24 protein-coding genes are annotated in these 24087 nt (G+C 65.8%); 11 read left to right on the top strand and 13 right to left on the bottom strand.

Annotated elements, in window-relative coordinates; translation table 11 throughout:
- Positions 1 to 25: 25 nt before the first annotated feature.
- From aspT (AC0V2Y_RS24420) to AC0V2Y_RS24410, 3 genes are all read right to left on the bottom strand, one after another.
- On the bottom strand, positions 26 to 1714 hold the full coding sequence (gene aspT / locus AC0V2Y_RS24420) for an aspartate-alanine antiporter (RefSeq protein ID WP_475416507.1): 1689 nt from the start codon (positions 1712 to 1714) through the stop codon (positions 26 to 28).
- 56 nt (positions 1715 to 1770) lie between these two features.
- On the bottom strand, positions 1771 to 3453 hold the full coding sequence (gene aspT, locus AC0V2Y_RS24415; protein WP_475416508.1) for an aspartate-alanine antiporter: 1683 nt from the start codon (positions 3451 to 3453) through the stop codon (positions 1771 to 1773).
- A 261-nt stretch (positions 3454 to 3714) separates the two neighbouring features.
- Positions 3715 to 4575 (bottom strand): substrate-binding periplasmic protein, encoded by an 861-nt coding sequence (locus AC0V2Y_RS24410; RefSeq protein WP_475416509.1) that lies wholly within the window; start codon positions 4573 to 4575, stop codon positions 3715 to 3717.
- Here AC0V2Y_RS24410 and AC0V2Y_RS24405 point away from each other — a divergent pair.
- Both AC0V2Y_RS24405 and AC0V2Y_RS24400 read left to right on the top strand, forming a co-directional pair.
- A complete protein-coding gene (locus AC0V2Y_RS24405) occupies positions 4574 to 4747 on the top strand; it encodes a hypothetical protein (protein WP_475416510.1) in 174 nt (57 codons plus the stop codon). The two genes, AC0V2Y_RS24410 and AC0V2Y_RS24405, sit on opposite strands and share 2 nt — an antisense overlap.
- Positions 4748 to 4823: 76 nt before the next feature.
- Positions 4824 to 5087, top strand: coding sequence for a heavy-metal-associated domain-containing protein (locus AC0V2Y_RS24400; protein WP_475416511.1), 264 nt, complete (start codon positions 4824 to 4826; stop codon positions 5085 to 5087).
- A 25-nt stretch (positions 5088 to 5112) separates the two neighbouring features.
- Here AC0V2Y_RS24400 and ubiT read toward each other — a convergent pair whose 3' ends face one another.
- The 3 genes from ubiT to ubiU all read right to left on the bottom strand — a co-directional run bounded on the left by ubiT (position 5113) and on the right by ubiU (position 7746).
- A complete protein-coding gene (gene ubiT / locus AC0V2Y_RS24395) occupies positions 5113 to 5652 on the bottom strand; it encodes a ubiquinone anaerobic biosynthesis accessory factor UbiT (RefSeq protein WP_475416512.1) in 540 nt (179 codons plus the stop codon).
- Positions 5653 to 5671: 19 nt separating this feature from the next.
- Entirely contained in the window at positions 5672 to 6568 is an 897-nt protein-coding gene (gene ubiV / locus AC0V2Y_RS24390) for a ubiquinone anaerobic biosynthesis protein UbiV (protein ID WP_353657874.1), read from the bottom strand.
- A gap of 140 nt (positions 6569 to 6708) precedes the next feature.
- Entirely contained in the window at positions 6709 to 7746 is a 1038-nt protein-coding gene (ubiU, locus tag AC0V2Y_RS24385; RefSeq protein ID WP_475416513.1) for a ubiquinone anaerobic biosynthesis protein UbiU, read from the bottom strand.
- Positions 7747 to 7908: 162 nt separating this feature from the next.
- Here ubiU and AC0V2Y_RS24380 point away from each other — a divergent pair, with 162 nt between their 5' ends.
- From AC0V2Y_RS24380 to AC0V2Y_RS24350, 7 genes are all read left to right on the top strand, one after another.
- Positions 7909 to 8319: a hypothetical protein gene (locus AC0V2Y_RS24380; protein ID WP_475416514.1), complete on the top strand. Its 411-nt coding sequence runs from the start codon at positions 7909 to 7911 to the stop codon at positions 8317 to 8319.
- Between the two features lie 124 nt (positions 8320 to 8443).
- Positions 8444 to 10192, top strand: a complete 1749-nt coding sequence (locus tag AC0V2Y_RS24375; protein WP_475416515.1) for a ribonucleoside triphosphate reductase — start codon at positions 8444 to 8446, stop codon at positions 10190 to 10192.
- Complete coding sequence (nrdD, locus tag AC0V2Y_RS24370) at positions 10189 to 10386, top strand: anaerobic ribonucleoside-triphosphate reductase (protein ID WP_076569997.1); 198 nt, start codon at positions 10189 to 10191, stop codon at positions 10384 to 10386. The genes AC0V2Y_RS24375 and nrdD overlap by 4 nt, the downstream gene beginning before the upstream one ends.
- A complete protein-coding gene (locus AC0V2Y_RS24365) occupies positions 10379 to 11083 on the top strand; it encodes an anaerobic ribonucleoside-triphosphate reductase activating protein (RefSeq protein WP_475416516.1) in 705 nt (234 codons plus the stop codon). The genes nrdD and AC0V2Y_RS24365 overlap by 8 nt, the downstream gene beginning before the upstream one ends.
- A gap of 148 nt (positions 11084 to 11231) precedes the next feature.
- The gene (locus AC0V2Y_RS24360; protein WP_475416517.1) at positions 11232 to 15287 is read left to right on the top strand and encodes a Pls/PosA family non-ribosomal peptide synthetase; all 4056 of its coding nucleotides are present in this window, start codon (positions 11232 to 11234) and stop codon (positions 15285 to 15287) included.
- 21 nt (positions 15288 to 15308) lie between these two features.
- Positions 15309 to 15824 carry a 4'-phosphopantetheinyl transferase family protein gene (locus AC0V2Y_RS24355; RefSeq protein WP_475416518.1) on the top strand — a complete coding sequence of 172 codons (516 nt, stop codon included), beginning with the start codon at positions 15309 to 15311 and terminating at the stop codon, positions 15822 to 15824.
- Positions 15825 to 16022: 198 nt separating this feature from the next.
- Positions 16023 to 16931, top strand: a complete 909-nt coding sequence (locus tag AC0V2Y_RS24350) for a LysR family transcriptional regulator (protein ID WP_475416519.1) — start codon at positions 16023 to 16025, stop codon at positions 16929 to 16931.
- Here the strand turns inward: AC0V2Y_RS24350 and AC0V2Y_RS24345 are convergent.
- Positions 16928 to 17605, bottom strand: coding sequence for a phosphoribosylanthranilate isomerase (locus AC0V2Y_RS24345; RefSeq protein ID WP_475416520.1), 678 nt, complete (start codon positions 17603 to 17605; stop codon positions 16928 to 16930). The two genes, AC0V2Y_RS24350 and AC0V2Y_RS24345, sit on opposite strands and share 4 nt — an antisense overlap.
- A 21-nt stretch (positions 17606 to 17626) precedes the next feature.
- Here AC0V2Y_RS24345 and AC0V2Y_RS24340 point away from each other — a divergent pair, with 21 nt between their 5' ends.
- Both AC0V2Y_RS24340 and AC0V2Y_RS24335 read left to right on the top strand, forming a co-directional pair.
- On the top strand, positions 17627 to 17959 hold the full coding sequence (locus AC0V2Y_RS24340; protein WP_475418149.1) for a hypothetical protein: 333 nt from the start codon (positions 17627 to 17629) through the stop codon (positions 17957 to 17959).
- A 73-nt stretch (positions 17960 to 18032) separates the two neighbouring features.
- The gene (locus AC0V2Y_RS24335; RefSeq protein WP_475416526.1) at positions 18033 to 18446 is read left to right on the top strand and encodes a hypothetical protein; all 414 of its coding nucleotides are present in this window, start codon (positions 18033 to 18035) and stop codon (positions 18444 to 18446) included.
- Between the two features lie 80 nt (positions 18447 to 18526).
- Here the strand turns inward: AC0V2Y_RS24335 and AC0V2Y_RS24330 are convergent, their stop codons facing one another.
- The 6 genes from AC0V2Y_RS24330 to AC0V2Y_RS24305 all read right to left on the bottom strand — a co-directional run bounded on the left by AC0V2Y_RS24330 (position 18527) and on the right by AC0V2Y_RS24305 (position 23995).
- A complete protein-coding gene (locus AC0V2Y_RS24330; RefSeq protein ID WP_475416522.1) occupies positions 18527 to 19561 on the bottom strand; it encodes an RNA methyltransferase in 1035 nt (344 codons plus the stop codon).
- A 67-nt stretch (positions 19562 to 19628) separates the two neighbouring features.
- A complete protein-coding gene (locus AC0V2Y_RS24325) occupies positions 19629 to 19970 on the bottom strand; it encodes a zinc ribbon domain-containing protein YjdM (protein ID WP_092799573.1) in 342 nt (113 codons plus the stop codon).
- Positions 19971 to 20061: 91 nt separating this feature from the next.
- Positions 20062 to 20538, bottom strand: coding sequence for a hypothetical protein (locus tag AC0V2Y_RS24320; protein WP_475416523.1), 477 nt, complete (start codon positions 20536 to 20538; stop codon positions 20062 to 20064).
- 9 nt (positions 20539 to 20547) lie between these two features.
- Positions 20548 to 21372 (bottom strand): TlpA family protein disulfide reductase, encoded by an 825-nt coding sequence (locus AC0V2Y_RS24315; protein ID WP_475416524.1) that lies wholly within the window; start codon positions 21370 to 21372, stop codon positions 20548 to 20550.
- A 70-nt stretch (positions 21373 to 21442) separates the two neighbouring features.
- Positions 21443 to 22141 (bottom strand): DUF2325 domain-containing protein, encoded by a 699-nt coding sequence (locus tag AC0V2Y_RS24310; RefSeq protein ID WP_475416527.1) that lies wholly within the window; start codon positions 22139 to 22141, stop codon positions 21443 to 21445.
- Between the two features lie 264 nt (positions 22142 to 22405).
- Positions 22406 to 23995, bottom strand: a complete 1590-nt coding sequence (locus tag AC0V2Y_RS24305) for a methyl-accepting chemotaxis protein (RefSeq protein ID WP_475416525.1) — start codon at positions 23993 to 23995, stop codon at positions 22406 to 22408.
- Positions 23996 to 24087 lie beyond the last annotated feature (92 nt).

The following is a 24087-nucleotide window of genomic DNA, read 5'->3' as shown; positions in this document are numbered from 1 at the left end:
ATGGTTCTTGCACATACATGCAGACTCAGACGAAGGCCACAATCAGCGGCCCCAGCAAGGTCAGGAAAACGTTGGCCAAGGCATACGTGATGGCAAACGGTACGGTGGGAATCGAGTTTTGCGCCGCGTTCAGCACTTCGCCGAACGCGGGATTGGCGCTGCGCGAGCCGGACAAGGCGCCGGCAAACACGGCAACGTTGTCATAGCGCAAGATGTAACGGCCGATCAGCATGGTCAGAATCATCGGCAGGATGGTCACCACCACGCCCACGCCGAACAGGGTCAGGCCGTGTTCGCGCACGGTTTGCACGGCTTGCAGGCCGGACGTGAGGCCGACGACGGCAACGAAGCCGGCCAGGCCCAGGTCCTTGAGGATTTGCACGGCGCCGCTGGGCATGTAGCCAAACGTCTGGCGCTTGGCGCGGAACCAGCCGAACACGAGGCCCGACAGCAGCACGCCGCCGCCGCTGCCCAGTGTCAGCGGAATCGAACCGATGCGCGCCACCAGCAAGCCGACCAGCAGGCCGACGACGAGGCCGGCGCCCATGTAGACGAAGTCCGTCTTGGCGCTCGGCACGATCATGTAGCCCACTTCGGCCGCCACCCGCTTGACGTCCTGCTCGGCGCCATAGATGGTCACCACGTCGCCCGTCTGCACCACGGTTTCCGATTGCATGGGCAGGATCTTGCCCATGCGGCTCAGCTGCACGACAAAGATGCCGTGACGCACGCCCGGCGCCGTCGCGCTGCGGATTTCGCCCACCGTCTTGTTGTGGTAAGCCTTGTTGGTCAGCACCATGTCGCGGCGCTGCATCACCAATTCCATGCCTTCCACGGCGTGCAATTCCTTGCCCAGCTGGGAAGAGACGCTGAGCATGGCTTCGCGGCGGCCCACCAGCAGCACGATATCGTCGGCCGCCAGCACCAGGTCCGGGCTGACGTCGATGATCTGGCTGTTGCGCTTCACGCGCTCGATGGTAATCGCCGTGTTCGGGTTGGCGCTTTCGATCTCCGCCACCGTACGGCCGGCGCCCGGCCCCACAGCATAGATGCGGCCGATCAAGTCGGGCGCGGCCGGCGTCTGGCCCGGCCCCAGCACCTGCACGCCCGCCTGCAACGCCGTTTCCGCCTTGATCGCATCTTCGCGGATGGTGCGTTTCATGAGCTTAGGCAAGATGTTGACGCAGACGATGATGGCGCCGAACGAGCCGAACACATAGGTGACGGCATAGCCGACGGCCACGTTGCCCTGCAGGCGCGCCACCTCGTCGGCCGCCAGGCCCAGCTTGGTGATCGCATCGCCCGCCGTGCCGATGATGGCCGACTGCGTCAAGCCGCCCGCCGCCACGCCGGCCGCCAGGCCCTTGTCCAGGCCGAACACCTTGGCCATGATGACCACCGTCAGCAGCGCCGTCACGGCCAGCACGACGGCCAGGATGATTTCGCGCACCGACTGGCGCCCCAGCGAATTGAAGAACTGCGGCCCGCTTTCATAGCCGACCGCGTAGATGAACAGCGCGAACAGCACCGACTTGACGCCGGGATCGATGGCCACGCCCACCTGGCTGACGAGGACCGCCACCAGGAGCGAACCGGCGACCCCGCCCAGCTGAAACGAGCCGAACTTGATCTTGCCGATGTAGTAGCCCACTGCCAGGGAGAGAAACAAGGCAATTTCGGGCGACTTCTTGAATAACTCGTGCAACCATTCCATGCGGACCGCCTTTCGTGTTGAAGGAATTCTTTACTGCCTGTGCCCTTGCTGGCTGCTCATGCGTGGACGGAGCCGGCCAGGGCCACGATGAGCGGCCCCAGCAGAGGCAGCACCACGTTCGAGATCGCATACGTGATCGTGTAGCCCAGCAAGGGCGTGGAATTTCCGGCCGCGTTCTGCACGGCCGACAAGGCTGGCGTGCTGCACTGCTGGCCGGCGATGGCGCCCAGCAGCACGGGCGCTTCCAGCTTGAGGAAAAAGTGGCCCACCAGCAACGACAGCGAGGCGGGGATGACGGCGATCAAGACGCCCATTAAGGGCAGCGACAGGCCGTACTGGCGGATCAGGTCGATCGCCTGCGGTCCCGACGCCAGGCCCACGCAGGCGATGAAGGTGGCCAGGCCGATATCCTTCATCATGTCGAGCGCGCTGGGGTGGATGCCCGGCATGCCAGGTTTTCTCGCCTGGTACCAGCCGAACACGAGGCCCGTCAGCAAGGCGCCGCCGCCCGTGCCCAGCGAAAACGGGATGCCGCCCAGCCTGGCGCTAAAGCCGCCGATATACACGCCCAGCACGATGCCGATGCTGGCGTAGACGATATTGCTGCGCTCGCCCGTGGGCACGCGCTTGCCGATGGCGGCCAAGGCCGTGTTCAGTTCGCGTCCTTCCGTCGTGCCGTACAGACGCAGCACGTCGTCGCGCTGCAGGGCAAGGTCGGGCAGCGGCGGCATGCTGTGCTCGCCGCGGACGACGGCCGCCACGTGCACGCCGGTGGGCAAGGCCAGCTGGCGCAAGGGCTGGCCGACCAGCGCGGCTTGCTGCAGCACCACTTCGACGGCGGAGACGGCCATGTTCAAGCCCGTCGTGTCGGCGAATTCCTCGCCCAGGATGGCTTCGGCCGCCACCAGCGCGGGACGGTGGCCGATCACCAGCACTTCGTCGTTATTGCGCAGGCGCAGTGCTGGCTCCAAAGGCAATACCTTGCCGTGCCGGCGCACGCGCGTGATGCTGGCGCGGCCCGCAAAAATATGCTGCAAGGCATCGAGACGGCGTCCCGCGCCGCGGCTGATGCGGTAGGCGCGGCCCACCATTTCCGGCGTCGCCTGCACCCCATCGCCATCGGTTTGCGCGCCCCCCATCTTTTGCCATAATTTATCCGCCTCCTCGCGCAGGTTGACGCGCAACAACAGCGGAAAGATCTGGCTGGTGACGATGACGATGGCGATCAGGCCGAAGATGTACGTGATGGAATACGCGGTGACCACGTTGGCTTGCAGCTCGGCGATGCGGGCCGCCGGCAAGGCCAGCTTGGAGATCGCGTCCGTGGCCGTGCCGACGACGGCCGATTCCGTCGCCGCGCCCGCCATCATGCCGGCCGCCGTGCCCTGGTCCAGGCCCAGGAACCGCGTGGCCAGCAGCACCAGTGCCAGCACCACCACCACTTCGATCAGGCACAGTATTCCCAGGCGCAAGCCCTTGGCATTCAGGTTGGCAAAGAACTGGGGACCGCCCGCGTAGCCGAGGGCAAAGATGAACAGCATGAAGAAAACGTTCTTCACGCTGGCGTCCAGCGTGATGCCCAGCTGGCCGATCAGCAGCGCGGCGATCAGGGTGCCGCACACGCCGCCGAGCTGGATCGGGCCGAAGCGTATCTGCCCTACCGCGTAGCCCAGCGCCAGCGCCAGGAACAGGGCCAGTTCCGGCACCTGGTGCAATACCGACGTGATCGACTCGAGCATGGGCAAACCTTCGAAAAGATAACGGATGGTTACAAGGGAACTGGGCGTTCGGTGGCTGGCGGCGGCTTGCCGTTGAACGGGCGCACGGGTCCCGCACGACAGCCGCCATGGCGGCTATCGCTGGGAAAGTGTTGCAAAGTAGAACGATGTTCGGCGAAAATTTTATAAGTGTCAACAGGTGTTCTGTTGAACTCGCTTTGCGTTTCCTCAAACATCCTGCGCACGATTGGAGCGGCTGTTTGACACTGATCAATAAAACTATTAGTAATGTTTTGGACGATACCAAAGTGCCTTGCGCGCCAGCGGCGTCTCCTCCGGCAGGTCCGGATTGGCCAGCTCCAGCACGTACCGATGGGACAGTTGCAAAGCCTCCGCCAGGCGGCCGAAATGGCGCTGGAACAGCTGCGCGAAGCTGCCATCGGCCAGCATGGTTTCCAGCCCGGTCTCGATGTGGCGCGCCAGTTCCGGCCGGTGCTTGCCGACAAAAAAGTACAGCGCGGCCGGGTAGCGGATGACCAGGTGGGTGTCTAGCGCCAGCGGCAATTGCGCATGGCTGGCCAGCTCGCTTTGGGCTTCGATCACGGAGCGGGGAAAGTAATCGATGCGTCCCGCCGCCAGTTGCTGGAACAGGCCTTCGTAGGTGCTCGAGGTATCGAGGCGCAAGCCATTCGCCTGCAGGATGGCGGAGTCGGGCCAGTCGCGCATCTGCCCGGCCGAGAGCCGCGCCAGGGCGGCGATGCTGCGCACGCCCCGCAGCAGCAGCGGCTGGCGGGCGTGGATCAGGGCCACGCGCCAGCCGATCAGGCCGCGGTCGATGGGGATGCGCACCGGCAGCAATTGCGTTTCGCGCGCGCGGCTCGTCATGGCCCAGACGACGTCGACGCTGCCCGATGCCATGGCGATTTCCTGCATGGCGCGCGTCTGCACCATGCGCATTGCGGAGCGGCGCAAGGCATACGCCTGGCCCGACCGGGCCAGCGCCTGTTGCAGCAAGGCCGTCACATAACCTTGCTGCGGATCATCGAGCGCCTGGTGGCGCGGATACACGAGCGGCAGCGGCGTGCCGGCCGCAGCGCCCAACGGCCACAGGCCGGCAAGCATGAGCAGGGGGCGGCGCCGCATGGCCCCTCCTTTCCAGCGCTTTCATCAGCGTTCTTATCAGAATGACAGTATCGCGCAGCAGGGCACGCTTGTCGACTGGATTATGGAAACTGTGTATAAAACAACAGCAGTTCAGGCCGGAGTGAAGCGGTACGAATTAATCCAGATCAATAAAACCGCAAATACAAAATAAATCTTGCGTGCTGCTCTGGACGGCATGCGCGCCCCTCGCCTACGCTGTTTTTTTATCTGAAAAACAAGAGGAACCCATGCAGACAGCGCGCTTGAATATTATTGGAATGGATCACGAAGGCTGCGCCGACAGGTTGACGGGCGCGCTTGAAGCGGTCACGGGCGTGGCCACCGTCTGCGTCTCGCTGGCGCGCCACGGCGCCACGGTGCAATTCGACGAACGCCTGGCCACGCAGGAACGCTTGCTGGCCGCCGTCAACGGCGCCGGCTTCATGGGCGAGGCGACGGATGAAGAACAGCTGGCCTCGTGCAGCGGCGCCTGCGGCCACTGCCGCCACTGAACGCCTGCCGCCGCCAGCTCCCCGCTCAGCCTTCCCGCGCGCCCCGGTCGCGCAGATGCGCCAGCACGCGGCGCGGTCCCAGCGCCTGCAGGTCGAACGGCGGCAATTCGATGGCGTCGAGCGTATTCTTGAACAGCAGGCCCAGCTCCGTATCGCCTTCCAGGCTCAGGCGGCGGCTGAAGAACAGGGTGTCCGGATCTTCCTGGCGCCGCGCCAGCAGCATCAGATCATGCACGCTGGCGGCGATGCACAGGTCGGGCACGTCGGCATAGCGCTCGGCTACGAATACCGTGCCCTGCCACTCGAAATCGAAGGCAATACCGGCGTCCAGCAGCCGCAAGCGCAGGCTGCGCCCCTCCAGGCTGCGCCGCACGTCGTCGGGCAATTGCGGCGCCAGCAGGCGGTTCAAGCCTTGCACGAACAGCCACGAGGCGGGATATGGCGGCAGCTTGGACAGCAGTTCGGCCAGCGGTTCGGGCAGCCGGTACGACACGGCGGGCTTGCTCATGCCGGGTTTGGCCGGGACCGGGGCCGGGACGGGCAATCTTTCCAGTTGATCTTGCATGTTCTTCCTTTCGATGCGTTCAATGGGCGGCGTGCTGTTCCATGCCGGGCTGGCCGTGCCAGTAGCCGTCGCAGGCGCCGGCCGGCTGGCAGGCCGCCAGCTGGGCCTGGGCGCCGATGCCGCTGACCTGCCCTCGGCGGGCGCGGTCGAAGATGGCGATCACCTGTTCCGTATGCATGGCTTGCGGACTGATGCGCGCCACCGACACGCCCATGTCGCGCATGGCGTCGAGTTCGCGCACCAGGTTGTAGACCAGCGCCGACTGCGTCTGCGTGCCGTTCAACACGAGGAAGGGCACTTCATCGCGCGTGCGCAGCAGCAGACCGTCCGGCTCTTCCAGGCAGCTGTAGCCGCAATCATCCTTCGGCAGGTTGCGGTTGCGCGCCGTGAAGCAGCGCGCGGAAAACGCCAGCGGCATGCGGCCATAGGCGAACACTTCCGTCTCCAGCCCTTCCGGTTTCTGGCGCTGCATCTCGGCCAGCGCCGTCTGCCCCATTTCCAGCGGCATCACCCAGCGCCGTGCACCCAGGCGCGCCAGCAATTGCAGGCTGGGGCCATTGAACAGGTTCAAATGGGGACCGGCGACGAAGGACGTACCCTTTTCCATGCAGTGCACGGCGCCCATGTCGTTGGCCTCGACGCCATAGCGGCCATTGCCCGTGATGCGGCGCAGGGTCGCCAGTTCGGCGCCCGCCTCGATCAGCGCCTGCGTCGACAGCACCACTTCCTTGCCGGCGGCGGCCAGCATGTCGGCGATATCGAGCCAGTCGGCCAGACGCACCTCATGCCGGCGCGAGCAGACGGTTTCGCCCAGGTACACGATATCGACGGCGGTGCCGGCGATCTGCTGGTAAAACTCGAAGACGGTGGCACGCGGCCAGTAGTACAGCAAGGGACCCAAAGAGAGTTTTAGCATGCCTTTTCCAATATTTTTTAAGTTACAAAACCGTAGCGAGCGGCTCGCGGCGGGGCCGAGAAGCGCAGCCGTGCTTTAGCACGGGGCCGCCGAGGCGGTGAGCATCGCAGGCCGCGCCCCGGGACGCGCAGCAGGTTTTGCTATTTCCAAGAGCGGTGATACGCGCCCAAGGTGTGCTGCTGGCCTTCGGCCAGCTTGTCCATGGCCGCCATCCAGCCCGGCTTGACGGCGTAGCGCGCATTGCCTTCGCGGCAGGCGTCGATCGCTTCGCGCCACACGCGCGTCACCTGCGCCACATACGCGGGACTGCGCTGGCGCCCTTCGATCTTCACGGCGCTCACGCCCATGGCGATCAGCTGCGGCAGCAGCGCCAGCGTGTTCAGGCTGGCCGGCTCCTCGATGGCGTAATACTCTTCGTCGTTGACTTCGAAACGCCCCTTGCACAGGGTCGGATAGCTGGCGTTTTCGCCCGGCGCATAGCGGTCGATCAGCACGCCGTTCAGGCGCGATTCGAGGCCGTTCGGCGTTTCCAGCCAGCGCACGGATTTCGCCGGCGAACACACGCCGTGCGTGTTCGGCGCCTCGCCCGTCGCATACGAGGACAGCGCGCAGCGTCCCTCGACCATCACGCACAGGCTGCCGAAGCCGAAGACCTCGATCTCGACTTCCGTCTTGGCGATCAATTGCTCGACCTGCGCCATCGACAGCACGCGGGGCAGCACGGCGCGGGCGATGCCGAAGTGTTCATGGTAAAAATTGATGGCTTCGTAGTTGGTGGCCGAGCCCTGCACGGACAGGTGCAGGCGCAGCTGCGGGTGGTGCTCGCTTGCATACGCCATCAAGCCCGGATCGGCCACGATCATGGCGTCGATGCCGGCCTGCGCGGCGCGGTCGATGGCGCTGCGCCACACGGCCCAGTTGTGCGGCTGCGGATAGGTGTTCAGCGCCAGCAGCACCTTGCGTCCATATTGGTGGGCGTAGCGCACGCCCTCGGCGATGGCCTTCTCGTCGAAATTGAGGCCGGCGAAATTGCGCGCATTGGTGGCGTCGCGAAAGCCCAGGTAGACGGTGTCGGCGCCATTGTCGACGGCCGCTTTCAAGGCGGGCAGGCTGCCGGCGGGGCAGACCAGTTCCAGCGGTCCGGCCACGCGGGTGGCGGTGGTTGATTCAAGCATCATGGTGTTCACAGTCCTGTATCGGCTCAGGGTGCAGACTATAGCCCCGCCCATACCGCCCAGTCCTTGACGCAGGTGAAGGAATGCATGCATGGCTGGCGCGCGTTCAACTTGCTTGACCTGGCTGTAAAATGCCCCCCTTTTCTCCCTGTCCAATTGCCCGCCATGCCCCGCAAACCGCTGCTGATCTTCCTGCTCACCCTGTTCCTCACCGTGCTGCAGGTGCAGTGGGCCGCGCCCACGGAAGGCTACGACGCCGAGGCGCTGTCCATGCTGTCGCCCGAGGTGCTGGGCGCGTATCCGGGCGTGCTGCTGCTGTTCCTGCAAGCCGTCCTCTCCCGCCGCGCCATGCCCGTGGTGCGCCAGGCCGCCACCAGCACGGGCTTGCTGGCCTTGTACTGGCTGCTGGCGAACTACGTCACGTTCGATATCCGCGTCGCCAGCTGGAGCACCTTCTCACCGCTGGAAATCTGGGCGCACGTGCTGCCCGCCTCCAGCATCAGCATCGCCGCCTGCGCCGCCGCGCATTTTGGCCTGAGCTGCTTCATCCTGCACCAGGGACGCGCGAAAAAGTAAACGGGGGATGCTTTTTTCACCTGCATCAAGGATTCGCCACGCAACTGCACGCGCCCTTTGACGTCACTATATTTAGTGATTAATCTCCATAAAAACACCGCATGTTGTGTTTATTGGAGGTTTCATGACGACAAATGCAGTTCCATCCATGCGCGGCCAGGTCGATGTCGCCGCGTCCATCAATGAATACCTGGACCGGCGCGACTGGCGTGTCAACGCCAACGCCAACCAGGGTTACTCGCTGGGCGGCCTGATACTCAACGTGTCGGGCAAGGTCATCGCCAACTACTGGCTGGACCAGGTGTATCCGCCGGAAGTGGGCGCGGCGCACCGCGAAGCGGCGCTGCACATCCACGACCTCGACATGCTGGCCGGCTATTGCGCCGGCTGGTCGCTGCGCACCCTGCTGCACGAAGGCTTGAATGGCGTGCCGGGCAAGATCGAATCGGGTCCGCCCAAGCACATGTCGAGCGCCATCGGCCAGATCGTCAATTTCCTCGGCACCCTGCAGAACGAATGGGCCGGCGCGCAGGCGTTCAGCTCCTTCGACACCTATATGGCGCCCTACATCCGCCAGGACAGCCTGCGCTATGAAGACGTGCGCCAGTACATGCAGGAGCTGATCTTCAACCTCAACGTGCCATCGCGCTGGGGCACGCAGACGCCGTTCACCAACCTCACCTTCGACTGGGTCTGCCCGGACGACCTGCGCGAGCAGATTCCCGTCATCGCCGGCCAGGAGATGGACTTCAGCTATGGCGAGCTGCAGGCGGAGATGGACATGATCAACCGCGCCTATATCGAGATCATGATGGCGGGCGATGCCAAGGGCAGAGTCTTCACCTTCCCCATCCCCACCTACAACATCACCGAGGATTTCGACTGGCATAGCGAAAACGCGGAACGCCTGTTCGAGATGACGGCCCGCTACGGCCTGCCCTACTTCCAGAACTTCATCAATTCGGAACTCAAGCCGAACATGATCCGCTCCATGTGCTGCCGATTGCAGCTGGACTTGCGCGAACTGCTGAAAAGGGGCAATGGCCTGTTCGGTTCCGCCGAGCAGACGGGTTCCCTGGGCGTGGTGACCATCAACTGCGCGCGCCTGGGCCACCTGTGGCGCGGCGACGAAGCGGCGTTGATGGCGGACCTGGACCGCCTGCTGGAACTGGGCAAGACCAGCCTGGAAATCAAGCGCCGCACCATCGAGGAACTGATGCAGCAGGGCCTGTTCCCGTACACGAAGCGCTACCTGGGCACCCTGCGCAACCACTTTTCCACGCTGGGCGTGAACGGCATCAACGAGATGATCCGCAATTTCAGCGGCGACGCCTGGGACATCACGAGTCCCGAGGGCCATGCGCTGGCGATCCGCCTGCTCGACCACGTGCGCGCCCGCATGGTGGCCTTCCAGGAAGAGACGGGCCATATGTACAACCTGGAAGCGACGCCGGCCGAAGGCACGACGTACCGCTTCGCCCGCGAAGACCGCAAGCGCTATCCCGCCATCCTGCAGGCGGGCACCGTCGACAATCCATACTATACAAATTCGTCGCAGCTGCCCGTCGGCCACACGGACGACCCCTTCGAGGCGCTGGAATTGCAGGATGCGCTGCAGCGCAAGTACACGGGCGGCACGGTGCTGCACCTGTACATGACGGAAGCGCTGTCGGACGCGAATGCCTGCCGCGAGCTGGTGAAACGCGCCCTGAGCCGCTTCTCGCTGCCCTACATCACCGTCACGCCCACGTTTTCCATCTGCCCGCGCCACGGCTATCTGGCCGGCAAACATGAATTTTGCCCCACCTGCGACGCGGAGCTGATCGCCCGCAAGCAGGCCCACCCTGCTCCATCACTTGAGGAAACGCCATGAATGCACGTCCCGACTTCACTCCCGCCATCACCCTGCTCGACACCGAACGCCAGCGCTGCGAAATCTGGACCCGCGTGATGGGCTACCACCGCCCCGTCGCCTCGTTCAACATCGGCAAGCAGGGCGAATTCCACGAGCGCCAGTATTTTACGGAAGCGGGCGCACGGCTTGGCCAGCCCGCCTGCCATGGCTGAGTTGAAAGTGGGCGGCCTGACGCCCTTTTCCGCCACCGACTACCCGGGCAAGCTGGCCGCCGTGGTCTTCGTGCAGGGCTGCCCCTGGCGTTGCGGCTATTGCCACAATCCGCACTTGCAGGCGCGCACGCCGGCAGGCGCCATGCCGTGGCAGGACGTCCTGACCTGGCTGCGCCGCCGCGTGGGCCTGGTCGACGCCGTCGTCTTCAGCGGCGGCGAGGCGTGCATGGACCCGGCGCTGGGGCGCGCCATGCAGGACGTCCAAGCGCTGGGTTTCGGCATCGGCCTGCACACGGCCTGCATCTATCCGCAGCGCCTGCAGGAAGTGCTGCCCCTGGTCGACTGGGTCGGCTTCGACATCAAGGCGCCGTTTGCCGACTATCGCCATGTGACCCGCGTGGCCGGCAGCGGCGACCCGGCGCGCGCCTGCCTCGACGCCATCCTCGCCAGCGGCGTCGCCTACGAATGCCGCACCACCACCCACCCGGACCTGCTGCCGGACGCACAGCTGCTGGCACTGGCCGCCACCCTGGCCGCGAAAGGCGTCGACAACTACGTGCTGCAGCAGTTCCGCGCCGAAGGCTGCGCGGACGCGGCGCTGTCCGGCCGCCCCCTGCACGGCTATCCGGCGGCGGCTACTGTGGCGCAAATCGGCGCCATGTTTCCGCGATTTACATTCCGTAATCATGGCAGTTGATCCAGCCGCCACATAATGGCTGAAAACTCTACAAAATTCCCCGTTCTGCAACGCTGAAATGTCTTGCGTACTGTAATGTATCAACTGCGCCGCGCACCATGCGCGGCCCATCAGATTCTTCATTCCGCATTACAGATAAGCGTCATCCATGAACGATTTCACCGCAGTCAGTCCAGGCACCACCTCCACCCACGCCGACATCCTGTACGGCCCGCCGCGACCGGATTTGCTGCGCGAGGAAGTGCTGGCCGACCTGCTGGAAGCGACGGCGCGCCGCTGCCCGCAGCACATCGCCCTGATCGATGGCGCGCGCCGCATCACCTATGCGGAACTCGATGCGCAAGCGGGCCTGGCGGCATCGCGCCTGGTGGCGGCCGGCGTCAAGCCCGGCGACATCGTGGGACTATGGCTGCCGCGCGGCGCCCCTTTGCTGCTGATGCAGGCGGCCATCGCCAAGGCGGGCGCCGCCTGGCTGCCCGTCGATGAAGACACACCCGTCGAGCGCCTGCAGGTGTGCCTCGATGACGCCAACGGTGCCGGCGTCGTCAGCTGCGCGCAGTTCGCGCCGCGCCTGGAGCAGGCCGGCGTCCAGCGTCCCGTATGGACGGCGGAAAGCCTGCTGGCCCCCGCCGCGCCGGGCGAACTGCTGCCCGCGCGCGGCACAGTCTTGCCCGAACACCCGGCGTACGTGATCTACACGTCCGGCTCCACGGGCAAACCCAAGGGTATATTGATCAATCAGCGCAGCATCTGCCACTTCCTGCGCAGCGAAAACGCCGTGCTGGAAGTGGCGCAAGGCGACACCGTCTACCAGGGCTTTTCCGTCGCCTTCGACATGTCGTTCGAGGAAATCTGGATCGCCTACCTGGTGGGCGCGACCCTGTGGCTGGGGCCCAAGGAAATCTCGGGGGACCCGGAAGCCTTGCCGCGCGCGCTGGCCGCCAACCACGTCACGGTGCTCCACGCCGTGCCGACCCTGCTGGCTCTGTTCGCAGAAGACGTGCCAAGCCTGCGCCTGATCAACCTGGGCGGCGAGATGTGCCCCGAGTCCCTCGTCGAGCGCTGGTCGCGCCCGGGCCGCGCCATGTTCAATACCTACGGTCCGACGGAAGCGACCGTCTCGTGCAGCCTGGCGCGCCTGCGGCCCGGCGAACCTGTCACCATCGGCACGCCGCTGCCCAACTACGGCTTGCTGGTGCTGCAGGTGGCCGAGCCGGGCGAAAGCCGCCCCCTGACTTTGCTGCCGCGCGGCGAAACGGGAGAATTGTGCATCATCGGCCCCGGCCTCGCCGAAGGCTACCTGGGCCGGCCCGACCTGACGGTGGAAAAATTCCTGCCCAATCCCTGGGCGAGCAGCGACGATGACGCGCGCCTGTACCGCACGGGCGACCTGGCCCGCATCGACCCGGACGGCCAGGTGCTGTGCCTGGGCCGCGCCGACGACCAGGTGAAGATACGCGGCTTCCGCGTGGAGCTGGGCGAGATCGAAGCCGTGCTGGCGCAGCAGCCGGGCGTGGGCACGGTGGCCGTCCTGCTGCGCAAGGATGACGGCATCGACCAGCTGGTGGCCTACATCGTCGGCAGCGACGATGCACCCGGCGACGCCCTGGCGGCGAAAACCCTGCGCGCGGCCCTGAACCTGCATTTGCCGCCCTACATGGTACCGGGCCGCTTCGAACTGCTGCCGCTGATGCCGCGCCTGACGTCCGGCAAGATCGACCGGAAAGCCTTGAAGGCCATGCCATTGTCCGCGCCGCCGGCTGATGAAGCGGGTGAATCGGACGCGCCGGAAACGCCAGCCGAGGCGGCCCTGTTCGCGGCGCTGGCCAAGCTGTTCCCCGGCCAGCCCATCCTGCGCCAGCAGGACTTCTTCAGCGATCTCGGCGGCCACTCCTTCCTGGCCGCGCGCCTGGCGTCGAGCCTGCGCGCCGATCCGGCCTACGCCCACATGACGGTGCGCGACATTTACCAGAACCGGCAGATCGGCAAGATCGCCGCCGTGCTGAACGAGGCGCCCGCGCTGGCCACGCCGGAAGCGGATTGGACGCCGCCGTCGGCCTGGAAGCGCTGGATCTGCGGCGCGGCGCAGGCGGCGGCCGTGCCGGGCCTCGTCACCCTGCGCATGGCGCAGTGGATGGCGCCCTTCTTCACCTACCACTTCTTCACGGGCGACACGGGCGACACCGTGCCGCGCGCCATCGCCGCCTCGATCGGCGTGTTCTTGCTCGCCACCCTGGCCGAATTTGCCATTGCGATTGCCGGCAAGTGGCTGATCGCCGGGCGGCTGAAGCCGGGCAGCTATCCCCTGTGGGGCGTCACGTATTACCGCTGGTGGCTGGCCGACCGCCTGGTCGAATCGGCGCCCGCATATCTGCTCAGCGGCTCGTCCCTGAACAGCTGGTGGCTGCGCGCGCTGGGCGCGAAAGTGGGCAAGGAAGTGGTCATCGGCTCGATGACCCTGCGCGCGCCCGACCTGCTGTCCATCGGCGACAACGTCAGCGTGGGCAATGCCGTCAACTTTGAAAACGCCCGCGTGGAACGGGGCCGCTTGCTGCTGGGCCGGATCCGCATCGGCGACGATGCCTGCATCAGCTCTTACGCTATCCTGGAAGGCAATACCAAAGTAGGCGCGTTTGGCCACCTCGAGGGACAATCGGCGCTGGCCGATGGCGCGGCGGTGCCCGACGGACGTGTGTACACGGGTTCGCCCGCGCGCGACATTGGCGCGTTTGACGCAGCCAGCCGGCCGCCGCGCCCCGCCGTCTCGCGCCTGCGGCTGACGGGCGAGACCGTGTTCTTCTGCTTCGGCATGGTCCTCATCGCCGTACTGTTCTTCATGCCCGTCTTCCCCAGCTTCGTGCTGATCGACGGGTTCGACGAGCGCGAAATGATGCCATGGCTGCAGGGGCGCGACGTGACGACCCAGCTGGCCCGCTACTTCCTGCTGGCCTTCCCCGCCAGCGCCGTGCTGATCGTGCTCACCGCCCTGCTGTCGGCCGCCATCCGCTGGGGCGCGCTGCCCCGCCTGAAGCCGGGCAGCTCGCCCGTGCACAGCAATATCTATTGCGCTAAGTGGCTGGTCAGCCATATCCAGGAATCGAGCCTGAACGTCCTGCACGGCATCTACGCCACCGTGTACGCGCCGTACTGGTACCGCCTGCTGGGCGCCAAGGTGGGCAAGGGCGCGGAGATTTCCACGGCCTTGGGCGTGGTGCCAGACATGCTGACCCTAGGCGACGACACCTTCATCGCCGACGCCGTCATGCTGGGCGACGAGCAGATCGACGGCGGCTGGATGACCATGCGCCCCACCGTCATCTCGCACCGCAGCTTTGTCGGCAACGGCAGCTATATCCCGGACGGCACCGTGCTGCCCGAACACGTGCTGATCGGCGTGCACACGCACGCGCCGCGCAATGAACAGATGCACAGCGGCGACACGTGGCTGGGCTCTCCGCCCATACATTTGCCCGCGCGCGAACAGGTCAGCGGCTTTGCCGAGCACTTGACCTTCAAGCCATCGTTGCTGCGCCGCCTGGGCCGCAGCCTGATCGAAGCGTTCCGCATCGTCGCGCCGCACGCCGTGGTAATCGCGGTCGGCTACACCCTGGTGCTGGACGTGATGCCGATCGCGGGCGCCGGGCGCTGGGGCGAAGTGGTGGGCGACCTGGCCATTGCCGGCCTGGCCTACGGCATCGGCAATTTTTTGGTGGTCGTGCTGTTCAAGTGGCTGCTGCTGGGACGCTACCGCAAGCATGCGGCGCCCATGTGGACGCCGTTCGTGTGGATTTCGGAAGGCGTGACCAACCTGTATGAAGGCATCGCCGTGCCCAACTTCATGCGCTACCTGCGCGGCACGCCGTGGCTGCCGCTGGCCTTCCGCCTGTTCGGCTGCAAGATCGGCCGCGGCGTCTACATGGATACGACGGACATCACGGAATTCGACTGCGTGCACATCGGCGACTACAGCGAATTGAATGCGCTGACCTGTCCGCAGACGCATCTGTTCGAAGACCGCGTGATGAAGATCGACCACGTGGAAATCGGCCAGCGCGTCTACATGGGCCCGCGCAGCTCCGTGCTGTACAGCGCCAAGGTGGGCGACAATGCGCGCCTGGGAGCGTTGACCCTGGTGATGAAGGGCGAGCACATCCCCGCCGGCAGCAACTGGGCGGGCTGCCCGGCCGCGCCTTTGCGTAGCTGATTGCAGCTGATGGATTTTACGGTGCTCTTGTCAAGAGACGGCGTGCTGGTGATCGGCATTGTGCCGCCGCCGTCACGCATCGAAGCGCGCGCGCGCCTGCGCCAGGCCGTGCGCGAGGCGGCGGCGCAATGGCGAAACCTGGACATCGAGGCGATTTCGGCGGAGTCGACGCCGGGCGCCCCTCCCCGCCTGCTGCTGGCAGGACGCGCGGCGGGCCTGTCGTTCAGCCATGACGAGGGACTGTCGCTGGCCGCCATCGGCCTGCATGGTCCCGTCGGCATCGACGTGATGCGGGTGCAGGACATTGCCGACTGGTTCCATCTGGCGCGCGATTACCTGGGGCCGCAGGTGGCAGCTGAGCTGGCCGACTGCCCCGCCGAACAGCGCCCATTGGCCCTGGCGCAGGCGTGGACGGCGCGCGAGGCGGCGCTCAAGTGCGCGGGGCTGCCGCTGGCGGAGTGGAATGGGGCCGCACCGGCCTGCCGCCTGAAAACGCTGGCGTTACCGGCACCGTATGTGGCGACGTTGGCATATTAGTCCTCCTTGCCCTCGGCCGCGCCGCCGATCTGGACGAAAATCAGTTTTACGATAATACTGATAAGTACTCCCAACACCCCGAGCAATTCCAGCATGGTCTTTCCTTCGCAGTGACAGCGGACCAATGCACTGTAGCGCGAACGCCGGGGCAAGGCTAATATCAAATCAGGCAGTCACCGATCTCGAAAAGGCATACGATTGATTTCCATCAGACAGTTCCGCTATTTTGTCGAAGTCGTCGATGCGGGCAGCTACTCGCGCGCGGCGGAAAAGTTATATATCGCGCAGTCGGCCCTGAGCCGGCAGATCAAGGAGCTGGAAGGCGAAGTACAGGCCCTGCTGCTCACGCGCGACGCGCGCCATATCGAGCTGACGCCCGCGGGACAGGTCTTTTATGAGCGGGCCAGGCGCATCCTCGACGACATCGACGAGACCGTGCGCCAGACGCGCCACGTGGGACAAGGGGCGCAAGGCATCATCCGCCTGCTGCATTCGAGTTCCGTCACCCTCACGCCCGCCATCGGCGCCGTGCTGAACCGGCTGCTGGCGCAGTTCCCCGGCGTCTCGCTCGATGTTTCAAAGGGCTCGTCGGAAAACCAGGCTGCCGACATCGAGGAAGGCCGCGCCGACCTGGGACTCGTGCGCCTGCCCACCCTGCGCAAGCATGCCAATATCGTCGTGCACGAACTGTTTGCGGAAAGGCTGGTGGTGGCCGTGTCGTCGGCCTCGCCGCTGGCTGCTCTGGAGCGCACGACGATCGCCGCCCTGCGCGACGAGGCGTTCGTCTCGATCCCGCACAAGGACCGGGGAGGCCTCAGCTACCTGGTGGCGGGCCTGTGCCTGGCGCAGGGCTTCTTCCCGAAGGCGGCGCGCGCCCTGTCGCGCAAGACCTCGCAGCTGAACCTGATCGAAGCCAATATGGGCATCGCCATCGTCCCCGACAGCATGCGCCTGGTGGCGCCGCCCGGCGTGCGTTTCATCGCCCTGCCGGACGAGGAATCGCATTCCGTCGTCGGCCTGATCTCGCCGCGCGCGGCCGGCGGCATGGTGGCCGCATTTACGGAAGCGTTCGTGCGCGAGATGAACGCAGTAACGACCGTGGATTAGCCTTCCGCATACAGCACCGCATCCGCGTCGCGCACGGCCGCCATCAGCAAGGCCAGCTTCATGACGTCGAGCTGGCCGTCCGTGCGCACGCGCGAGCACAGGTCGATGCCGTAGGGGCGCACCTGGCGCAGCGCCTCCATCACGTTATTCGCATCGAGGCCACCGGCGAGGAAGACGGGACGGGGGCTGGCGCGCACGAAGCGCGCACTGACGGACCAGTCGTGCGTGCGGCCCGTGCCACCCAGCTCCGGCACAGCCGCGCCGGGGCGGCCCGAGTCGAGCAAAAAGGCGTGGACATGGGGCGCGTAGGCGGGAATCAGCGCCAAAGCCTCGGGTCCCTCCACGTGGATCACCTGCACGCGCCGCACGTGCGGCAGCAGGCGCGCCAGCTGCGCCACTTCGCCGGGGTCGATATGGCCGACGATCTGCACGGTGGACGGCTGCGTGGCGCGCACGTGTTCGGCGATGGCTTGCGCCGTCGTCTCGGACGTCAGCAGGAAGGTGGCCACGGGCGGCGGCGTCCAGGCGGCGATCTGCGCGATGCGCGCGTCGGGAATCGGGCCGGGACCGGACGGCATGGCGGCCACCAGGCCCAGCGCGTCGGCGCCGGCGGCAATGGCCAGTTGCGCTTCGTCGATGGAAGCGATGCAGCAGATCTTGATGCGGGTTCTCATGGCCTTGCGTACTGAGTCGGGATGATCAACATTACAACACAGGGCGGCGCGCACGCCAAGGCACGCGGTCAAGGCCGCACGCGATTGTGTGCCAAAATGGGCCATTATCCACTCCCCGAGGAAGCCATGGCCGACTACAAGAACCCCAGCTACGTGGCCCGTTCCATGCACCCGCGCTTCGATGAACTGACCTCGCCCGGCGAAGCCGTGCCGTATTCCGGCATCTACCGCTGCGACGGCTGCGCGCACGAGATCGTGTCGACGGAAGGCCACGTCATGCCGCCGCAAAACCACCACCAGCACAGCAGCGAACAGGGGCCGATACGCTGGCGCCTGATCGTCAGCCCGCGCTGATTGACAGGCACGAGGCGGCGGACGATACTTGATTGATCCCGGTTCGCCATTCGAACGTCACTGGAACACCAGCATGCGCATCGTCGACTTTGAAATCCGCAAGGAGTGCCCGCCGCAGCTATGCGACTGCGAGCGCGAGCGCCTGCTCGACGATCCGCAGGCGGACCTTGCCATCCTGCGCCTGAACCTGACGGAAGAAAAGCGCCTGCTGGCGCACATCGAGGGCATTGCCACGTATGCACAGCTGCAGAAGCTGCAGCGGCTGCTGAAAAGCAACCTGGGCGTGGAATTGCAGATCGCGCCCGGCAGCGGCGAAGTGCGCACCGTGCGCGGCTTCCATATCCGCCTGCTGGAGCGGCCCGGCCTGTGCCGCAAGACGCGCGCCGCCATTCCCGCCGCCGTGCGCCGCTGCCTGGCCGCACATCCCGAGATCGCGTTTGCGATCCTGAATGAAAACGATTTGCTCGGTGGAGTGCGGGGCGAGTAGGTCGGATTAGCGGGCACCGCGTAATCCGACATCATTGTTGGCGTATGGGCGAATGTCGGATTACGCTCCGCTAATCCGACCTACGCCGTCACGCTGGCGTGGATGGGAATGACCTTGCCCTTCGCTTCGCGCGCCCGCAACTGCCCGCAGCCCCCCTCCACGTCCTGACCGGCCGAATCGCGCAATTTGGTCAGCACGCCGCGCGCGTGCAGGGCGGCGGCAATGGCGCGCGCCTTGTCCCAGCTGGGGCGCCTGAACGGCAAGTCATCGATGGTGTTATACGGGATCATGTTGAGCACCGCATACTTGCCCTGCAAGAGCGCCACGATGCCGTCCATCTCGTCCTCGCCATCGTTGACGCCCTCCATCAGGGTCCACTGGTACTGCACCGGGTAGCCGGTCAGGCGCGCGTACGACTCGCCGAAGTCCACCAGTTCGCGCGGGGATAATTTGGGCGCGCGCGGCAGCAGCTGTTCGCGCAGCGCCGGCTTCGTCGTGTGCAGCGACAGGGCCAGCGCCGGCTTGACGCGACCTTGCGGCAGGCGCTCGAAGGCGCGCGGATCGCCCACGGTGGAAAACACGAGGTTCTTGTGGCCGATATTGCCCTCGGTGCCCAGCAGTTCGATGGCTTCCATCACATTGTTCAGGTTATGCGCCGGCTCGCCCATGCCCATGAAGACGACTTTCTTCACGGGGCGCAGGGTGCGCGCCAGCACCACCTGCGCGACGATCTCCCCGCTCGTCACCTGGCGGATCAAGCCGTCGCGGCCCGTCATGCAGAACTGGCAACCGACGGCGCAGCCCACCTGGCTCGACACGCACAAGCCATCGCGCGGCAGCAGCACGCTTTCCACCGTCTGGCCGTCATGCAGCCCCACCAGCAGGCGCGCGGAACCGTCGGCGCCCGGATGGGTGCTGAGCAGTTTCAGCATACCCTGCAATTCGAGGTCGAGCGCGGGCAAGGCGTCGCGCACGGGCAGCGGCAAAAAGTCTTCGGCGCGGCGCCGGCCCTGGTCGTGCGGCTGCCCCTGTATCCAGTCGCGCAGCACGCGCTGTTCGTGCAGGGGCTTGGCGCCCAAGGCGCGCAGGCGCTGGCGGAGATGGTCGATTTGCATGGATTCCGAATAAAAAAACAGCGCACCGGCAGGAATGCGAGGCGCGCCGCGGATGGGAATAAAAAGCTTAGACTTTTTTCACGAATTCCGTTTTCAGGCTCATGGAACCGAAGCCGTCGATCTTGCAGTCGATATCGTGGTCGCTGTCGACCAGGCGGATGTTCTTGACCTTGGTGCCCATCTTGACGACACCGCCGCCGCCCTTCAGCTTCAAGTCCTTGATGACGCTGACCGTGTCGCCGTCCTGCAGGATATTGCCGGCCGCATCGCGGTACACCTTGGCGCCTTCTTCCACGGCTTCGCCAGCCGTGGCCGACCATTCATGCGCGCATTCAGGGCAGATCAACTGGCTGCCGTCTTCGTACGTGAATTCGGATTGGCATTGCGGGCATGGTGGTAATGTGCTCATTTTCTTCTCTGTCTGGTGAACAGCGCGTGCTGTAAAAGCCGACATTATACGGCCTACGCCCCGTATCAGCGGGCTTTTTTCCCCATCATTATCAAGTCCGGCGAATAAGCTCGATGGTGCTGTGGACGATTTCCTCGTGGATGCCGATGCGCGCGCGCAGCTGGGCGGCCGTCAAGGCGGCATCGCGGCTGACGACGGACAAGGCGCACGAATACAGCTGCTTGCCGACTCGCCGCACATGCAGGTCGACGATGCGCGGCGTGTCGCCGGCGCTTTCCACTTCCACCGCCTCGCGGTCCAGCAAGACCTTGCCCGTCTCCTGCATCAGCTTTTTCGCCCACAGCGCGGCCAGCACGGCGCCCGCGATGCCCATCACGAGGTCGAGCCAGCTCCAGCCGTAAGCCCACGCGCCGGCCAGCGCAAGGATGGCGTGTGCGAACTCATATGCCAGCCATCGGCCAGCAGGGCCATGGAGTTGTACCACCAGCCGGCGGCGATTTTCAGCGCCATGGTGGCCAGCGTGACTGGCCACGGGCTCGCGCAAGTGTTCTTCGATCACTTCGGCCATCAGGCCATTTCAGGGAGCGGGCGCGATCTTCCGCAGCTTGCTGGCCAGCGAGGCATCGGACAATTCGCCCAGGTGGGTATCGGCCAGCCGCCCTTGCGCGTCGTAGAACAGCGTGGTGGGCAGGGCCGAGGAACCGGCCGCCTCGCCCAGCGCCGCTTCGCTGTCGAGCACCACATTGCGCAGGGTCGCGCCGCTCCCGTCCAGGAAAGCGCTGGCGGCAGCCGCATCCTCGCGCTGGTTCACATACACGAAGACGATATCGGCGCGCGCCTGCTGCGCGGCGGCCAGCACGGGCATCTCGCGCCGGCATGGCGGGCACCAGCTGGCCCACAGGTTGACCACCACGGGCTTGCCGCCGGCCAGCGCCGCCAGGCTGGTGGGCGTGCCATCGACCGCCCGCAACGCCACGGCCGGCAGAGCCGTCGGCTTGTCGTAGGCGAGGGATATCCCTGCGCTCAACACGGCCCAGGCCAGCGCGCCGGACGCCACGCTGACGGCCAGCGGACCGCGCATGGCCGCCATGGCGGGTCCCCTGCAGCGCCATGCGGCGATGGCCAGCGCGGCGGCGACGCCGGCCGGCGCCAGGAAGCCGCCATCGCGGATATTGATGATGGACCACGGCGCGGCCCAATACTGTTCGTGCCAGCGCAGCACGAACGCCAGCCGCGCCGCCAGCAGGCCGGCGATCAGCATGTCGGAAACGAGGGGGCCGGCGTCCGGCAACTGGCGGTACTTCCGCAGCCACCACGCCGCGCCGTAGGCGACGCACAGGGAAACGAACAACAGGACCAGGCCCGTGGGCAAAGCCAGGGGGCCGATTTGCAGGGACAGCATGGGCGCTTTCTATAACGTCGAATGGACGGCCATTGTGGCCCATGCGGATTAGACAGGCGTTAATCCGGCATCAAAAAGCGGACAGCGCCTCCTTGCGCACGAAATGCATGGCTTGCGGCCGGTCCACCAGCACGCATTGCTTGCCCGTGCGCTTGCAGTGGTCATGCACGCGCCAGTAGGCGTCATGGCTGACGCAGCCCGTCTGGCAAATCACCAGGTCGGCCGCCACCAGACCCGCTTCCAGCGCGGCCGCATCGTCGGCGCCGTCATCGCCGCCCGGGTGATGAAGGAAGCGACCGCCGGCCTGCTCGATGGCTCGCTGCGCCACGTTGGCGCCGGCCGCGTCCTGGCCCGGCTCCAGCTTTGAAGAGCTGCCCACGTAGAGCACGGCTTTTTCGCGCACGTCGGCCTGCAAGGCTGGCACGGACACGACGGAAGGCGCGGGCAGCCACTGCAGGCGCAGCAACTCGCGCATCAGGTCCTGCACGCGCTCGCTGAGCCACTCGACCTTGCGGGCCAGCCGGGCACGCGTCGGCAAGCCCGGCACGCTGGCCGCCAGTTCGGCCAGTGCGTCGCGCGCCAGCGCCAGCTGGGTATCGCGGATCACGATCTGCGCCCGCGCGCGCATCAATTCCGACTCCAGCTGCGCGATGCGGGCCGCCTGCGCCGCCAGCTGCGCACTGCAGCGCGCCTGCGCGCGGCCATACTCGCCCATCAGCACGCGATGCTCATGCGCGATCAAATCCTCGTTGCCATGCATACTGCCCATCATGCCCTCCTTTACCGCCCGCGGCGCCATGGCGCCAGCCCATCGCTACCCCATAGATCTGCATTATAAATGAGAATCATTACTATTTGGTTATGCACATGCCCGCAGCAGGGGTATGCGCTGGCCGCGCCTGCCGCAAGCCGGTGGCACCGCGATAGATGTCCAGCGTGTTCGGCCACGCGATATCGATGAACAACTGCCGTGCCGGATCGGCCAGCAATGACTGCCCCGCACAGTTCCCCTTGATCTCGCCCTTGTTCACGGTCAGCAGGCGCGCGCCGCCAAGGCAAGCGCCTGGCTGTCGAGCTTGAACACCCCCACTTCCCGCACCAGGCTGGCTGCCTGCTCTTCCAGGCTGCCGGCGGCGGCCGCCGCTTCCTCGACCAGGGCGGCGTTCTGCTGCGTGACTTCATCCATCTGCGTGATGGCCTGGTTGACCTGTTCGATGCCCAGGCTCTGCTCCTGGCTGGCGGCGGCGATCTCGCTCATCAGGTCAACCACCTGCTTGACGGACGTCACGATCTTGTCCATCGTGGCGCCCGCCTCGTCCACCAGCTTGCTGCCCGCGTCGACGCGCTCGACCGAGTCGCCGATCATGGCCTTGATTTCGCGCGCGGCGCTGGCCGAACGCTGCGCCAGGCTGCGCACTTCGCTGGCGACGACGGCAAAGCCGCGTCCCTGCTCGCCCGCCCTGGCCGCCTCCACGGCCGCATTCAGGGCCAGGATATTCGTCTGGAAAGCGATGCTGTCGATCACGTCGACGATATCGACGATCTTGCGCGAGCTGGCATTGATGGCGCCCATCGTATCGACCACGCGCCCGACCACCTGTCCGCCCTGCACGGCAAATTCCGACGCCGACACCACCAGCTGATTCGCCTGCCGCGCATTGTCGGCATTCTGCTTTACCGTGCTGGTCAGCTCCTTCATCGCGGAAGCCGTTTCTTCCAGCGAACTGGCTTGCGCCTCCGTGCGCGACGACAGGTCGAAATTGCCGGCCGCGATTTCGCGCGAAGCAACGGTGATGCTTTCCGTGCTGCTGCGCACCTGGCCCACGGTGCGCGACAGGCTGCCATTCATCGCCTCGAGGGCCTGCAGCAATTGACCGGGTTCGTCGGAATAGCGCTTGTCGACGCGATTGGTCAGGTCGCCGGCCGCCACCCTCTGCGCGGCCCGCAGCGCCTCCTGCAAGGGGCCGCTAATGCTGCGGCTGATCAGCACGGCGCCGGCGATGCTGACGCCCAGCGATGCCAGCAGCAAGCCCGCCAGCAGCGCGGTCGCCGAGCGCGCGCTATCGGCCGACTCGGTCTCGAACGCGGCCGAACGCTTGCTGGTCATGTCGACCACGCGGTTGATGGCCGCCAGATGGCTGTCGTAGCTGGCGGCCATCGCCGCCATGGCAGTGGCGACGCCCGCCTTGTCCTGCCCCCGCAGCGCGGGGATGAAGCGCGTGAATGCCGTCTCGTAGAATGCCACGGCTGGAGCGTGCGCCTGCGTCAGCAAGGTCTCGGCGATATCGCGGTCGATATCCTGGGTACGCCAGAACTGGTGGCGCGTATCGTACTCGGCTTTCAATGCCTTCAGGCGCTCGACCAGTTTGTCTTGCGCGCCCCTGTCTTCGGACGCCATCAGCTGGAAGGCGACCAGGTAGGATTCGAGGATGTATTCGGGCGGCGGCAGCACGTCGGCCACCAGGTCCTTGCCCTGCACGATGCGGTGATACACAGGGCCGTTGACCTTCAATTCGTGCAGCACGCGCAGCGACCAGCCGCCATACACGATCATGCCCAGCGAAAAGATGGCGACCAACAAGGCCAGCCGGCGCGACAGTTTGACTTGGCGAAGCAGCTGCATGTGCGTATCCCCTCGGTTGTCCGGGCCATGCCGCCAATGCCGCCGGCATAGACCGCGCTGGCCAGTATGAATTTCTGCGCGGCATTTGCGGA

The organism is Janthinobacterium sp. BHSEK (genome assembly GCF_056174685.1).
Note: the sequence above shows the minus strand (reverse complement) of the source record. Positions and strands in the feature narration are given on the sequence as shown.